12 protein-coding genes are annotated in these 14,154 nt (G+C 45.9%); 7 read left to right on the forward strand and 5 right to left on the reverse strand.

From position 1 onward, the window contains the following. Positions 1-15 precede the first annotated feature (15 nt). The gene (locus tag ACO08K_RS15585; protein WP_421797329.1) at positions 16-1,386 is read left to right on the forward strand and encodes an amidohydrolase family protein; all 1,371 of its coding nucleotides are present in this window, start codon (positions 16-18) and stop codon (positions 1,384-1,386) included. Positions 1,387-1,390: 4 nt separating this feature from the next. Then, positions 1,391-2,695, forward strand: coding sequence for an amidohydrolase family protein (locus tag ACO08K_RS15590; protein ID WP_421797330.1), 1,305 nt, complete (start codon positions 1,391-1,393; stop codon positions 2,693-2,695). 54 nt (positions 2,696-2,749) lie between these two features. Here the strand turns inward: ACO08K_RS15590 and ACO08K_RS15595 are convergent, their stop codons facing one another. The 3 genes from ACO08K_RS15595 to ACO08K_RS15605 form a co-directional block, all read right to left on the reverse strand. Further along, a complete protein-coding gene (locus ACO08K_RS15595) occupies positions 2,750-3,208 on the reverse strand; it encodes a hypothetical protein (protein ID WP_421797331.1) in 459 nt (152 codons plus the stop codon). A 12-nt stretch (positions 3,209-3,220) separates the two neighbouring features. Then, a complete protein-coding gene (locus ACO08K_RS15600; RefSeq protein ID WP_421797332.1) occupies positions 3,221-4,315 on the reverse strand; it encodes a hypothetical protein in 1,095 nt (364 codons plus the stop codon). Positions 4,316-4,401: 86 nt separating this feature from the next. Continuing rightward, the gene (locus ACO08K_RS15605) at positions 4,402-5,292 is read right to left on the reverse strand and encodes a class I SAM-dependent methyltransferase (RefSeq protein WP_421797333.1); all 891 of its coding nucleotides are present in this window, start codon (positions 5,290-5,292) and stop codon (positions 4,402-4,404) included. Between the two features lie 98 nt (positions 5,293-5,390). On the opposite strand from ACO08K_RS15605, the gene ACO08K_RS15610 reads away from it, so the two are divergent. From ACO08K_RS15610 to ACO08K_RS15630, 5 genes are all read left to right on the forward strand, one after another. Then, complete coding sequence (locus ACO08K_RS15610; RefSeq protein ID WP_421797334.1) at positions 5,391-6,197, forward strand: TrmH family RNA methyltransferase; 807 nt, start codon at positions 5,391-5,393, stop codon at positions 6,195-6,197. Between the two features lie 191 nt (positions 6,198-6,388). Beyond that, positions 6,389-7,537: a metallophosphoesterase gene (locus ACO08K_RS15615; RefSeq protein WP_421797335.1), complete on the forward strand. Its 1,149-nt coding sequence runs from the start codon at positions 6,389-6,391 to the stop codon at positions 7,535-7,537. A gap of 127 nt (positions 7,538-7,664) precedes the next feature. Then, the gene (locus tag ACO08K_RS15620; protein WP_421797336.1) at positions 7,665-8,030 is read left to right on the forward strand and encodes a BlaI/MecI/CopY family transcriptional regulator; all 366 of its coding nucleotides are present in this window, start codon (positions 7,665-7,667) and stop codon (positions 8,028-8,030) included. A gap of 44 nt (positions 8,031-8,074) precedes the next feature. After that, the gene (locus tag ACO08K_RS15625; RefSeq protein WP_421797337.1) at positions 8,075-9,913 is read left to right on the forward strand and encodes a M56 family metallopeptidase; all 1,839 of its coding nucleotides are present in this window, start codon (positions 8,075-8,077) and stop codon (positions 9,911-9,913) included. A 21-nt stretch (positions 9,914-9,934) separates the two neighbouring features. Further along, a complete protein-coding gene (locus ACO08K_RS15630; protein WP_421797338.1) occupies positions 9,935-11,761 on the forward strand; it encodes a M56 family metallopeptidase in 1,827 nt (608 codons plus the stop codon). A gap of 45 nt (positions 11,762-11,806) precedes the next feature. Here the strand turns inward: ACO08K_RS15630 and ACO08K_RS15635 are convergent, their stop codons facing one another. Both ACO08K_RS15635 and ACO08K_RS15640 read right to left on the reverse strand, forming a co-directional pair. Then, positions 11,807-12,607 carry an SDR family NAD(P)-dependent oxidoreductase gene (locus ACO08K_RS15635; protein ID WP_421797339.1) on the reverse strand — a complete coding sequence of 267 codons (801 nt, stop codon included), beginning with the start codon at positions 12,605-12,607 and terminating at the stop codon, positions 11,807-11,809. An 18-nt stretch (positions 12,608-12,625) separates the two neighbouring features. Next, entirely contained in the window at positions 12,626-14,128 is a 1,503-nt protein-coding gene (locus tag ACO08K_RS15640; protein ID WP_421797340.1) for an oligosaccharide flippase family protein, read from the reverse strand. Positions 14,129-14,154: the final 26 nt, after the last annotated feature.

A 14,154-nucleotide genomic window follows, 5' to 3' on the forward strand; every position in this document is an offset into this window, starting at 1 on the left:
GTAAAAAACTCAACAATGAAGCAATTCACCATCATAAGTTGCTGCCTGCTGATTGCCCTGGGACTTAATGCCCAAGCCAGCAAAGGCAGTATGCTCATCAAAAACGGCACAGTATTGACTGTGACCAAAGGTACACTGGAAGGCTCCGACGTACTGATCGAAAATGGCAAAATCACCAAAATTGGCAAAGGGCTGACAGCTCCTGCCGGAGTCAAAACAGTAGATGCCACTGGTAAATACGTGATGCCCGGCATCATTGACGCTCATTCGCACATCGCCATTGATGCGGTAAACGAAGCGACCAACCCAGTTACTGCCGAAGTAGCGGTAGGTGACGCCATCGATCCATTTGACATTTCCATTTACCAAGCTTTGGCGGGTGGATGTACCTCTTCTCACGCCATGCATGGTTCTGCCAATGCCATTGGTGGGCAATGCCAAACCATCAAGCACCGCTACGGCACCCTCAATCCGAACGAGTACCCGATGGAAGGCGCTCCACGCACCATCAAATTTGCCCTGGGTGAAAACCCTACCCGCGTACATGGGATTGGCCGGGGGATCGTACCACGTACCCGGATGGGGGTAGAGTTTGTGATCCGCAAGTCTTTTTCCGAAGCCAAAGCATACAGCGAAGCCTGGAAAAAATACAATGCCGAAAAAGCCAGCAAACCAACGGCATTGCCTCCCAAATACGATCGCCGATTGGAGACTTTGGCCGCGGTATTGAGTGGCGAGATCCTGATTCACTGCCACTCCTACCGCGCTGACGAAATCCTGATGCTGATGAATGTGTGTAAGGATTTTGGCATCAAAAAAATCACCTTCCAACACGTGAACGAAGGATTCAAAGTAGCGCCTGAATTGGCTGCCTTTGGTGCTTCAGCTTCGGTGTTCGCCGATTGGTGGGCTTACAAGTTTGAGGTGTACTACTCTACGGCCTACAATGCCAGCATTTTGACCAAAAACGGCGTGGTCACTTCCATCAACTCTGACTCTGGCGATTACATCCGTCACCTGTATCACGAAGCAGCCAAGACGCAGTATTATGGTGGCTTGACCGACGAAGAAGCCCTGGCTTTGATCACCATCAACCCAGCCAAACAGTTGGGTGTGGAGAATCGGGTCGGTTCGTTGGAGGTAGGCAAGGATGCGGACGTGGCCATTTTTGATGGACATCCCTTGTCTGTGTATGCAGTACCTGTGATCACCATCGTTGATGGCGTAGTGCGGTTCGACCGTGCCAATGATCCTGACGACATGCGTTTGGACATTGACCCTATCCGGGCTACTACTACTTTCCAAATGGGTTATGGCCACGATCACGACCGTTGTATGCAAGGCGTAGCGGAGACGATGGAGCAATTGTTTCAATTGAAAAATTAATCAGATGAAAATGAGATTTCTAAGCATATTTTTTCTGGTTTTGGGGGGCGTAGCACTGTTTGGCCAGGTGGCTAAACCCAGCAAGGGTACCTATGCTTTGACCAATGCCAGCATTCAAACCGTAACCAAGGGTTTGGTGCAAGGCACCCTAGTAATCCAGGATGGAAAAATTACTGCCCTGGGTGCCAACGCTGCTGTGCCAACTGGCGCACAAGTCATCGACTGTAAAGGTTTGACCTTGTATCCCGGGTTGATTGACGGGGGCACTCAATTGGGCTTGGTGGAAGTAGAATCCGTCGACGTGACCAATGACGATGACGAGTTGGGCGACCTCACCCCGCAGGTAGAGGCCCTTACTGCGGTCAACCCCAACGCAACAGCCATTCCGGTTACCCGTGTAAATGGAGTGACTACGGCCTTGGTTGCACCTACTGGTGGTCGCTTTCCAGGCACAGCATCCCTGATCAATCTGGTGGGCTATACGCCAGATCAGATGTTTGCCGGATTCAAAGGTATGATCATGAATTTCCCTAGCATGGGCCGTTCAGGAGGTTTCTTTGGTCCCCAGCGTACTGAGGAAGAATTGAAAAAAGAGCAGGAAAAAGCCTTGTCTAAGCTCAATGAGATTTGGGAAGGTGCAAAATTTTATGCCAAAGTAGATTCAGCTGCGCAAAAAGACGCGAGTGTAAAAGTACCATACAATCCAGAAATGGCAGCTTTGGCACCGGTAGTTCGTGGTCAGATGTTGCTGATGATCGAAGTGAATCGCGCGGAAGACATTGAAGGTGCGATCAAATGGGTAGAAAGCAAAAAAATCACCAAGGTGGTTTTCACCGGAGTAGCTGAAGGCTGGCGGGTAGCCGATAAACTGGCCAAGGCAAAAATTCCGGTCATCACTGGCCCGGTAATTGCCCTGCCTACTCGTTCTTCCGATCGTTATGATAAAGCTTATGCCAATGCCGGTTTGATGCACAAAGCAGGTGTCAAAGTAGCATTGCGGACTTTTGAAGTGGAAAACGTGCGGAATCTTCCCTTTAATGCGGGCTTTGCAGCGGCTTACGGGCTAGGCAAAGAGCAGGCACTAAAAGCGATCACCATCATTCCTGCCGAGATTTTTGGCGTGGATAAAAACCTTGGTTCGCTGGAAGTGGGCAAAAGTGCGACCTTGTTCGCCACCACGGGCGATGCCCTGGAAACCAAGTCACAAATCAAATACTTGTTTATCGACGGCTGGCAGGTGCCCCTGGATAGCCGGCATATTCAGTTGTACCATGAGTTTTTGAAGCGCTCACCGGGACTGGATAAGTAATAAGGATGGGGTTGTAGAGACGTTGCATGCAACGTCTCTACAACCCCATCCTTATTACTTATCCTTCCTTTTTTTCCCTTCCTCTGATAGCATCATCCCATCGTTCCGTGTCAAAGTTTTGATGTATTCCACCCTTCTGAAGCGCAGTGCGCTCCAATCTTCGTTGACGGCCACCATTCTTACTGGTTCCAGGTTGAGCTTGCCCAAAGCTGCCCAACCGGTATCCCGATTAAAGTTGCACTTGTAGCGTTTGGAAGTACCTTTTGGATATACAAACCAAAGGATGGTGTCACCTTCCAGGCGGCTTTCAAGGGTGTGGGCAATGGCCTCTATCTCGGACAATTGGGTCACGAAGAACAGTGCAAATTGAGGCTTTTCTACTTTATCCAGGCTATCGACCAGTTCGGTTACACTTTGGACATAACGGGCAAAGTCGCTCAATTCCACGGGCAGATTGAGCAAAAGCACGGGAGATTGATCCTTGTAGTTGAGTTTTTTGAGGAGCTGTTCCATGTGAGCTAAGGGCTAATCTTGATCGTTTTCATTGGCAGAAGCCAATAATTCTTCAATGTAAACGATCTCCTTATCGACTATTATGGCAATTTCGGCGGCACTCATTTTTACAATTTCATGCAAATAGCGAATAGTATTGTCCAGGCGAAGACGTTCCTCTTCTGCTTTTTGGCGCTCTTCCTCTGCTTTTTGGCGCTCTTCCTCTGCTTTTTGACGCTCTTCCTCCTCGCGACCTATTGCTTCAATTACGGCCTGCCGCTCTTTGTCCAATAACTCCTGAGCTTTTTTCTTTTCCTCTTTGAGGAGCGTCTCGGGATCGTAGCCAAATACATGTTCGTATAGCCCTACCGCAAATTCTTTTGTTCCTTTAGAAATAGTCATGGCTTCTGCATTTGGAAAAACTAAGGAAAATTGAGTTTCTTGAAATTCGTTCTCCAGTTTTTGAGGCAAATTTACATAATCCCTTACAAAGATAAGCATCTTTACAATCTTGTCAATGCCGATATCTTGAGACTTAACCAAGGCAAATAACTGGTTTTTTAGCCCCAATCGGACTTTAGGTTTGTTTCGACTTTGGTAAGCGTATAAAGCGGCAAGCATAGCCAATGCAAAAGGATTGTTTGAAACTTTAAGCAAATGTTCTTCCTCTAATTCTGCGGCGATGACTGTGCCAAATTTATACTCGATACTTGTACCAAAAGTATCGCTATAGTAACTGCGTTCTTCCGCAGGAGGAGGCGCGCCAGTAAAAATGGCCATCGCGGTGATATTATCCAATCCATAGCGCAATCCAATTAATGCCCGATAGACAAACATACGTCGCCCAAAGCCTTTCTCTTTTTTATGCTGAAATTCTACATGCACAAAAACAAAGTGCTCCAATCCATTTTTCAGGTACACTTTGACCAGTTTATCGGTTTGTCTTCGTTTGCCTCGTACTTTAAATTTTCCACGTAACGCATTAATCAATTCTTGCTCTAGAAAAGTATAGCCTCGATCCCAGTCGATAGCCGCGTACAAAAGCGGGTTAGCAAAAGCAATGAGATCAGGGAAGAAATCAGTAATGAAATCTTTGAGCAGCGCGTCGTAGTCAATAGGTTTCGCCATATTTTGGGTTTAGGTGACCATTAAACCCAAAAATAGCATGTTTTGATTTTTTACCAAAAAAAGTTTTATTTATTTTTTATAAACACTTATTTTTTATTAAACCGTGCAAAAACCCCCAACGGCAAATTCCGCCTCGCCTGATCCTGAATGTACAACTCCCCATTTTCTACCTCTTGTGCAAATGGAAAATATTGTTTAACCAGGTTTTCGGCAATCAGGGCCGAGAAGCCCATCGAGTACAAATTAAGGATCAACAAATGATGTTCTGGGTCCAGAATTTGCCCACAATGTTCCAGGAGTTCAGGCAAATGTTTTTCCAACAACCATTTTTCACCCTCGGGGCCACGGCCGTACGCAGGTGGATCGAGGATGATCGACTGGTACTTGCGGCCTCTTTTGGCTTCTTTGCGCACAAATTTCAGGGCATCCTCCACCGTCCAGCGAATATTGCTCAGTTGGCTGGCTTCCATGTTTTGGCGGGCCCAGCTCACTACGGGTTTAACCGAATCGACGTGCACCACATCGGCACCCGCAGCTTTGGCCGCTAAGGAGGCGCCGCCCGTATAGGCAAAAAGATTGAGCACCACGGGTTGATTGACGTCCATTTGCTGTAGACCTCGGTAGATGTAGTTCCAGTTTTCGGCCTGCTCCGGGAAGATACCAACGTGTTTAAAGGCAGTAAGCCCCAGACGGAAAGTCAGGTGCATGCCCTCATGGTGGTAGCGGACGTGCCATTGTTCGGGCATGCCGGGTTTGAGTTCCCAGTTGCCGTCCTCGGCGCTGGCGGCAGCTCCAGATTTGCGGTTAAAAGTAGCCTGGGCTTTTTTATTCCACTCTGCTTCGCTCAGTGCTGGCGACCAGATGGCTTGTGGCTCCGGGCGGGAAAGGACGTATGGCCCAAAGCGTTCCAATTTTTTAAAATTGCCGCTATCGATGAGCTCGTAATCTTCAAAAGGAGGTAAGGGTAATGCCTGCATAGTTGCGAATACACCAAAATAAAAGCTTCAGAGTAGGTAAAGTGCACGAATTTGTGCAGTTTTAGCACTCTATTTTATTAAGGTGAAGTAGTAAAGATATGTCAAGCGCAAAGATAATCAGCAGTCTGCAAAATCCATTGATTAAAAACATTGGCAGTTTACTGGAGAAGGCCAGAGAACGGCGCAAACAGGGTTTGTTGGTGGCGGAGGGATTGATCGAAGTAGGGATGGCCTTGCGCGCAGGTTATGAGGTAGAACATCTTTTGTACAATCCCGACATTACTTCTGAAGAAAATATTCAACAAGTTTTGAAGTACCAGCCCGCCGGAGCTCAGCAATTGATTCAGGTAAATGGGCCGGTGATGGAGAAAATTGCTTATCGGGCAAACGTGCCGAATGTAGTCGCCGTATTGCGCAGCAAATCCCCGGCTTTAAACGAATTTAAGGTTAAAGAAAATCCCTTAATCTTGCTCCTCGAAACGGTGGAAAAACCTGGCAACCTGGGGGCCATTCTGCGCACTGCTGATGCCGCTGGAGTAGATGCGGTGTTGTTGTGCGACCCCCAGACGGATTGGTATAACCCCAACGTAATTCGAGCCAGTTTGGGCGCAGTGTTCACCGTACCCACGTTTAGCATAACCGCTGCAGACGCATTGGAATGGTTGCAAAAACACCAGATTCGGATTTTTGCAACCCACCTGGAAGCGAGCTACCCCTATTACGATTGTGATTTACAAGGCCCCACCGCCTTGGTGATGGGAACGGAAGCAGATGGGATTTCTACATTTTGGATTCAAAACGCCTACCAGCGGGTGATTATTCCAATGCATGGCCTGGTCGATTCAATGAATGTTTCCGTTTCAACGGCTATTTTGTTGTTCGAGGCTTTGCGGCAAAGAAAATAGGCAATAAGGCCAATAAGGTTGAGTGATCATTAGATTTTTGCGGAAAACTGTGGCTATTTGCTTTTATTTCGTCATAAAGTAAATGACTTAGGGTAAATTTGTTATAAAAGGCTTCACAAGTTTTTTATTTTGACGACAAATCAAAAAACAAAACACTTAACCCTATTTCTATTGATCACAAGCGACAGATTATGAACACGGACAAATCAGCGATTTTCAACTCTATAGTTTTGGTATTTTTCTTTGCTTTAATCAGCAATGTACTGGTGGCACAGGAAGACCACAGCACTCCTTTACCTCCTCAAGCAGGTAAGGCAGACACAGATGGACCCCATCTTTTTTACCGTAAAAACAAGGTGTACATTCGGAAAATCCAGATGCAGGACACCACCGCCATAGCGACCCTAGATTCCATTGAGGCCAAACAGAAGGATGCTATAAAAATTGAATGCCGTTTCACTAAAAACCCAGAGTGGAATTTCAGCACCAAACTGAAATCAAAGCTGAAGATTGAAAATACAGAATACCCTAAAGTTGAAAAACTCTTGGCGGTATCTGACATTGAGGGCAACTTTGGATCTTTTCGCAATTTTTTGATTTCACATAAAGTAATCGATGAGCAATACAACTGGATCTTCGGCAAAGGGCATCTCGTTTGTGTAGGTGATTTTTTTGATCGGGGAACCAATGTCACTGAAACACTTTGGCTCATTTATGACTTGGAAGACAAGGCTAAAGCTGCCGGGGGGTATGTGCATTACATTTTGGGCAATCACGAGATTCTGAACATGTCCAATGATCATCGCTATGTGCATCCCAAATACATGCGCAATGCCGATTTGTACCAGGAGCCCTATGTCAACTGGTTCAAGAAGTCCACCGAACTGGGCCGCTGGCTGGAGACCAAAAACGTGGTGGAAAGAATTGGAGACTTCATCTTTGTCCATGGTGGATTGGCACCTGACTTGAACTACATAGACAAAACCCTTTCCGAAATCAACAATATGATGCGCCCATTTTACTTCATATCCGAAGATGTGTTCCGTATCGACGACGAGGTCCTGAGGTTTATGTTTGATGCCAATGGCCCACTTTGGTATCGAAACTATGTGATGGGTCAGGCACAGGATGTTGAGATTGCAGAATCCTTGCGGAAATTCGGGGCCAAACACATCATAGTAGGCCATACGCTGGTCAATGCCGTTAAAACTTTTTATGGGGGTAAGGTCATCGCTATCGATACCCGCCATGTCGATCCCAATTCAACTGCATTCCTGTATGAAGGGGGGAAATTTTTCCGCATTGATCAACTGGGCAAGCGAGGGGAATTAAAATTTTAAGCAGTGAAAGGGAAAATGCCAGTAGCATCAAAAAGTTACTGGCATTTTTTTGTTAAAAATAACTACAAAAATAGTTGATAAACTATAAAACTAGTTGTATGTTTGTCCTACACAATTAAGCAATACAATGAAGCGACTTACGCGCAAAGAAGAAGAGCTGATGCAAGCCCTGTGGAAACTGGAACGAGCCTTTGTCAAGGACCTCATCGAGCTACTGCCCGAGCCAAAGCCGCACTACAACACGGTATCAACGGTGATTCGTAGATTGGAAAGTGAACCCTACGGCTTCGTAACGCATGAAGACTTTGGGGGTACTCACCGCTACTTACCCAAGATCAGCAAGGAAGCCTATCAACGCCAGTTCCTGGGGGATTCCATGACTGCGTATTTCGACAACTCCTACAAGAACATGGTGGCATTTTTTGCCCGTGAGAAAAAAATTACGCCTGAAGAACTGAAAGACATCTTAAAAGCCATTGAAAAAGGAGAGTAAGTGACCTCGCCCGTCGAAAGCCTCTCGTAATAGTGTAATACCCCATGCAAAGTTTGGTTCTTTACCATTTGCTACAGGCAGCTGTATTGCTGCTTACTGGTACGCTGTTGTACTGTTTATTGTTTTGGCGCAGTACCTTCTTGCGCTGGAACAGGGTTTTGTTGTGGAGCATCTTGCTCGCTTCGCTGATCCTGCCATTCGTGCATTTGCCAGCAGCATGGACAGTTCAATTTTGGCAAAAAAAGGAGGCAATCGCTACACCTAAACCTAATTTGGAAACAGGTGGAAGCTTGCCTGAACCCCAATTTTTTTATGAAATAAATCCAGCCAAGCAAGTAAATCCAGCCCAGGTGACGGAGAACCTTTCGGCAAAACAACCCCAGATATCAATCACCCCACTGCTGTTTTTTCTCTATTTTCTAGGTTGTTTTGTTTTTGGCATACGCTTTTTGATACACTTGTTTTCCTTGTTTAAACTATTCCGAAAAGCCCACCTTGAGCAAAGGGATGGCTATCGATTGGCTTTTTGCCAGGAGGAATTGTCCCCTTTTGCTTTTGGGCGTACCATTTTTTTACCCGTATCCTTGCTACAAAGTGCAGAGCTGGAATTGATCCTAACCCACGAGTTGGCGCATGTTCGACAGCGACATACCCTGGATATTTTGGCGGCAGAGTTGCTGCTCATCTGGCAGTGGTTCAATCCAGGTGCCTGGCTGTACCGTCGATTGGTAGAAACGAACCTCGAATACCTGGCTGATCGCAGTGTATTGCAAAAACAGTGGAATAAAAAACAATACCAGCTGAGTTTGCTGAATTGGTCAAATGCCACTACCAATAATCGCCTCTCTACTTCTTATAATTTTTCACTGCTCAAAGAGAGAATTATGATGATGAATCGGAAACCAGTGTCAAAATTGTATTTGTTGGGTTATGCAGTGGTTTTGGTGATCCTGCCGATGCTGTCGGTTTTTAACCAGCCAGTATTTTTGCAGGTACAAGAAATCAACTCAGACCCAAAGCTAAAACGCCCACTGGATCAGCAAAAAGTAAACCCCGATTTGAGTTTGGCAGAGGATGAATCCGTTCAAGGTCCCAGGATTGAAATTAGTCAAATCAATGTCACTGCAAAAATACCAGAACAAGTTCCAAGCGTATCCAACATCGAACCAGACGAGCTAAAGCCCGATTCCTCGGATTTTTTCATCGTGGTTGGGCCAAACGCGACAGAAATAGAAATGGAAAAATTGAGCAAGATTCGTTTATCCTTTGGTAAACAACTAATCCTGAATAGAAGTGCAGACAATAAACTTGTGGGCTACACCATAAAAGGGGCAATAGGTGCATGTGGAAATTCAATACCCACGGGGAAAGATGACCTTCCTAGTATTGTGTATAGCAAAAAAATGTCTTGTGGTTCTTCAAATTACTTGCGATTAAATATTCTGGATGAAATTCTGGCAGCTGATTGGAGTAAAATCAAAATTTACTGTATCGGCTTGCCAACCACAAAACAAGCAATCGCTGCGCTTCGCCCCCGGGCTTTGGCGTTTTTTGAAGCGGAAGAGGCTCAAAAATTAGCCCGGCTAAGAGCCGTAAATTGGGTATATACTTATGATTATGGACATCAATCCTATGGTTCTTCGGAGAGGGCGCTAACCCTGCTTAAGAATAAAGTACAGAAATGTATAGATGCAAAACTGGAGTTGATCGTAACGATCAATGGAGGAGCACCACAAAATACCTTACCTGCCCTGGAAAACTTGAAACTAACCCAAATCAAAGCCTGCGACCGGAAAACTGATTATTACCAGGAGAATACGACGAAGCTGATCAAAGAAGAAATTTCTGGACTAAGGGTGGATATTTTCACCGAAGAAAATTGATCACCCCAACAAAGATCAGCCATGATTAACCCTGCCCTAACCTACTGTTTGACCACCGCTGCAATCCTCGTCACCGGAGCGCTGCTGTATTATTTGTGTTTTTTGAAGAGCACTTTTTTGAACTGGAACCGCCGCTTGCTTTGGGGACTTTTGTTAGCTAGCTTAGTCGTTCCGCTGATCCAAGTACCGGAAACCTGGACGATTTGGCACAAAATGCCGGTTAAGCAAAGTGAAACACTAACGAGTAGAGCAGGGAAAGTGGATAAGGGTGTCCAATCACTTCTTGAGCAAGAATTTAGTGAACGTGTTCAGATAAGTATAGCAGATCAATCGGATACAAGGGTAGGTTCAGAACCAGCACCTGAATTTCAGCTCAACTGGTTCAGACTAACCCTCTGGCTATATGGCTTGGGCTGTTTGGCTTTTGGCTTACGCTTTGTCCTTCAAATACTATCGTTGTGGAAATTGTATCACCAAGCACGCATTGAGCAAAGGGACGGTTATCGCTTGGTCATTTACCCTGGAGAGCTGTCTCCTTTTGCTTTTGGCCGCTGCATTTTTATTGCAGCGTCTTTGTATCGAAGCCCCGAATTAGAATTGGTGCTTACCCACGAGTTGGCACATATTCGACAGCGGCATACCCTGGATATTTTGGCGGCAGAGTTGCTGCTCGTTTGGCAATGGTTCAACCCTGGGGCATGGCTGTATCGCTGGCTGGTGGAAACCAATCTTGAATACCTAGCTGATCGCAGTGTGCTGCAACAGCAATGGAATAAAAAACATTACCAACTGAGCTTACTCACTTGGGCCAATATCAATCCTGGTAATCACCTCTCTACTTCCTATAATTTTTCACGCCTAAAAGAAAGAATTATGATGATGAATCGGAAACCTTCCTCCAATCTGTACCTGCTGCGGTATGCAGCAATGGGCATGCTGCTGCCTACTTTTATACTGTTTAACAAACCATCCCAGGCAAGGGTAACAGTAAAAGCATACAACCAATCTGCTTGGCAGGCACTAGACAATAAACCTGTTTTCGAACAGCCTACAATGGTGAATCTTCCAGCTCCCAAGTTCTCGGAAACAGCACTGGTCAAAAATAAGGCTGAGCAGCGCATCCCTATTGCTCAAGACACCGCCAAAGAGGAAGAAATTTCCTTCATGCTGATTGTAAACCCGAACCTGGATGCTGATCAACAAGAAAAAATACGCAACGAAAAATTTCCTTTGGGAAAAAAACTGGAACTAACCAAAAATAGTGCAGGCCGAATAACCGGAGCAAGAATGGTGAACGAAAGTGGTGGAAATTGCTATACGAGTCATGAGGCGAATGATGATTTACCCATCGTTCTGTACGGCGGTAGAAACAGTTGTGGAACAGGCACTTTTGACACTGATGTGTTGGATAAATTAATCGCAAATCAATGGCCCAAAACCATGAAAGTAATGACCTATGGCATTCCCAGTGATCCGCTTCTGTTGGAAGCCTATCGCATCAAAATACTGGCAGCTAAAAGGTTATATGACGAGGAACATTTAAAATTCTTAGCATCGAAAAACTGGATTGTCTATAATTCTAATAGTAGTACGACCTACCGTATGCCAGTCAAAGAAGATAGCTGGAGTCGGGTAAAAAAACAAATTCAGGCTATGGTTGCAGAAGGCAAACCCTATGCGGTAATTGTCAATGGATACACTTATCAATCGGAATTGCCCAGCATTGAGCTTTCCAAAATCGCTAAAATGATCGTTTATGATGAAATGAAGACGGAATACATCGAAGGAACATTAAACGTTAAAAAGTACGAAAAATCAGGACTTCGTGTAGAAATCACTTTGGAGTAAAGACAATCTGCTTGAGGTGTTTTCAGGACTTCAGAAGAAAGCACCTCAGCCCTCCTCCTTCGGAATAACCCCCGCGCCAATTTTCCGCAACATCCTCATCCGCAAGGCCAATGGCAATACATTGTTCAACAGGATCATGATCTGGTTCACCACCCCGGGTATAATGATGCGTTTGCCCCTGAACAAACCATTTAGCGCAATGGGTGCCACCTGATTGGGGTACATCACGACCAGTTTGGCCTTGCGTCCGCTGCGTTGAATGCGTTTGAGGCCATCCTCGTTGGTCACCACCGGGCCGGGGCACAAGGCACTTACACTGACGCCGGTTTCGGCCAACTCTTCGCGCATCGACAGAGAAAAAGCCGTCACGAAGTGTTTGGTTGAGGTGTACGCCGCCTTAAAAGGCATGGGCATCAGCCCTTCCATACTGCTGGTATTGAGGATGTAGGCTTTGTCTAGTTGCTTCAACTGTGGCAAAAAATGATAGGTCATTTCAAACATCACCTGATTGTTGAGCCGCAGCATCGTTTGGTATACACCGAGTGGAATTTTATTCAGGATGTCACCGCGACCAAACCCGGCATTGTTAATCAGGATATCCACGATGTAGCCATTTTCCTGGCACCAGGTATACACTTTCAAGGGTGCATCAGTTGCAGTGAGGTCGATGCCAAAGGGCTGAGCTGCAACCCCATATTTTTGTGCAATTTCGCTGGCCGCAGTATGCAATTCCGGGCCATCCAATGCTACCATCAATACATTTCTGCCCCTTTGGGCGCATTCCTCCGCCAACGCACGACCAATGCCCATGCTGGCGCCGGTAATGAGAGTGTAATGCTTTTCCATAACAAACAACTTAGCGTTTTATTGCCGTTTATTCCGCACTAGTAAACGTTTAATTAGCGGTTTTTCGATCCAGGCAATGGCCGCAAAATAAGCCAAAAGAATTAAAAAGTTGATGCTCAAAATCACCGGAAGTGCTCCATGTGCCAGGTAACGCAGCCCCTCACTCAGGCCGTAAGCGAATAAAGCCAGCAGGAAATACAAGGCCATCCGCCCGAGTGGGTAATGAATAGGATGGTATTTTTGGCCCGCCCAATAACTGACGATGGTCATAAAAACATAACAAATCAATGCAGTCCAAGCCGGGGCATAGTAACCGTACCCTTGCTTGATGAGCACCACATTCAACACAATGGTAATCAGGGCGCCACCCAGGGCCACCCAACCACCAACCGCCGTGCGATCGATTAACTTGTACCAAATGGAAAAAGTAGTAAACAAGCCCAAAAACAAATTGGCCAACAGGAGCACCGGCACTGTATCCAAACCTTCGCGGAAATTTTCACCCAAAAACAAACCCACCCAATCTATATTCAACATTATCCCCAAAAAGGCCACACAGCTCACCAAAGTGAAGGCCTGCGCAACTTGTCCATACACTTTTTCCGAGCCTTTTTCATTCGCATTGCGGAAAAAGAAAGGTTCTGCAGCGTAGTTGAAAGCCTGGGTGAAAAGGTTCATCATCACGGGAATTTTCACCGCTGCGGAATAAACTCCCACTTCTTCCAGGTTGTTGTTCAAATCCCCAACACCTAAGAATTTCAACAAAGGGGTACCTATCAACTGATTGATCACCCCAGCTACCCCGGCCAGGACCAGGGGGAAGGAATAGCGCAACATTTGGCGCAATAATACCCAATCAATCTGCAATTTCATGCGCAGGTAAGTAGGTAGTACCTGCAACAAATTCACGGCACTGCCCACCACATTGGCCAGAAATACATCCCCCACCATATTGTCCTTAAAATGTAGGTATTGCAACCATTGCCAGGCGGCTTTTTGCTCCAGTTTTGGACAAAAATAGAGGTAAAAAAACACCAGCAGAATATTGACAACGACGTTGATCAATTTGATCCCCATGAAGCGCAAGGGGCGATTCTCAAAACGCAGACGTGCAAAAGGTATGGCCGTCAGGGTATCCAACCCCAAAATCAAAATCAGGGCTACAATAAACTCTGGATGCTTCGGATATTGCTGAAGATCAGCAATGGGCTGCGCCAAAAAAAGCGCGATCCCCGTAAAAACGAGCGTAGACAACAACAAAAACAAAGTAGAAGTAGAAAAAGTACGTTCTACGTCTTCCTGTTTTTGAGCGTAGCGGAAATAAGCCGTCTCCATCCGAAAAGTCAAAAGGATATTGAAAAACGCTACGTAAGTATAGAGGTCACTAAAAATGCCATAATCCGCCTTACTCAACACCCGGGTCAAAAAAGGAGTCAACAACACGAAATTGAGCAAGCGTGGCAAAATGCTGCTCATGCCGTAAATGGCGGTTTCTCCGGCGAGTTTTTTGAGTAGAGACATAAAAGCGATCAGCTATGAGCAATCAG

It is taken from the genome of Haliscomenobacter sp. (assembly GCF_965225875.1).
GTDB lineage: Bacteria > Bacteroidota > Bacteroidia > Chitinophagales > Saprospiraceae > Haliscomenobacter.

Excerpts from the sequence above, each read along its gene's own strand:
- ACO08K_RS15610 (WP_421797334.1), top strand. The coding sequence starts at position 5,391 with ATGTCAAGCGCAAAGATAATCAGCAGTCTGCAAAATCCATTGATTAAA.
- ACO08K_RS15605 (WP_421797333.1), bottom strand. The coding sequence starts at position 5,292 with ATGCAGGCATTACCCTTACCTCCTTTTGAAGATTACGAGCTCATCGAT.
- ACO08K_RS15590 (WP_421797330.1), top strand. The coding sequence starts at position 1,391 with ATGAAAATGAGATTTCTAAGCATATTTTTTCTGGTTTTGGGGGGCGTA.
- ACO08K_RS15595 (WP_421797331.1), bottom strand. The coding sequence starts at position 3,208 with ATGGAACAGCTCCTCAAAAAACTCAACTACAAGGATCAATCTCCCGTG.
- ACO08K_RS15625 (WP_421797337.1), top strand. The coding sequence starts at position 8,075 with ATGCAAAGTTTGGTTCTTTACCATTTGCTACAGGCAGCTGTATTGCTG.
- ACO08K_RS15620 (WP_421797336.1), top strand. The coding sequence starts at position 7,665 with ATGAAGCGACTTACGCGCAAAGAAGAAGAGCTGATGCAAGCCCTGTGG.
- ACO08K_RS15640 (WP_421797340.1), bottom strand. The coding sequence starts at position 14,128 with ATGTCTCTACTCAAAAAACTCGCCGGAGAAACCGCCATTTACGGCATG.
- ACO08K_RS15600 (WP_421797332.1), bottom strand. The coding sequence starts at position 4,315 with ATGGCGAAACCTATTGACTACGACGCGCTGCTCAAAGATTTCATTACT.
- ACO08K_RS15585 (WP_421797329.1), top strand. The coding sequence starts at position 16 with ATGAAGCAATTCACCATCATAAGTTGCTGCCTGCTGATTGCCCTGGGA.
- ACO08K_RS15635 (WP_421797339.1), bottom strand. The coding sequence starts at position 12,607 with ATGGAAAAGCATTACACTCTCATTACCGGCGCCAGCATGGGCATTGGT.
- ACO08K_RS15615 (WP_421797335.1), top strand. The coding sequence starts at position 6,389 with ATGAACACGGACAAATCAGCGATTTTCAACTCTATAGTTTTGGTATTT.
- ACO08K_RS15630 (WP_421797338.1), top strand. The coding sequence starts at position 9,935 with ATGATTAACCCTGCCCTAACCTACTGTTTGACCACCGCTGCAATCCTC.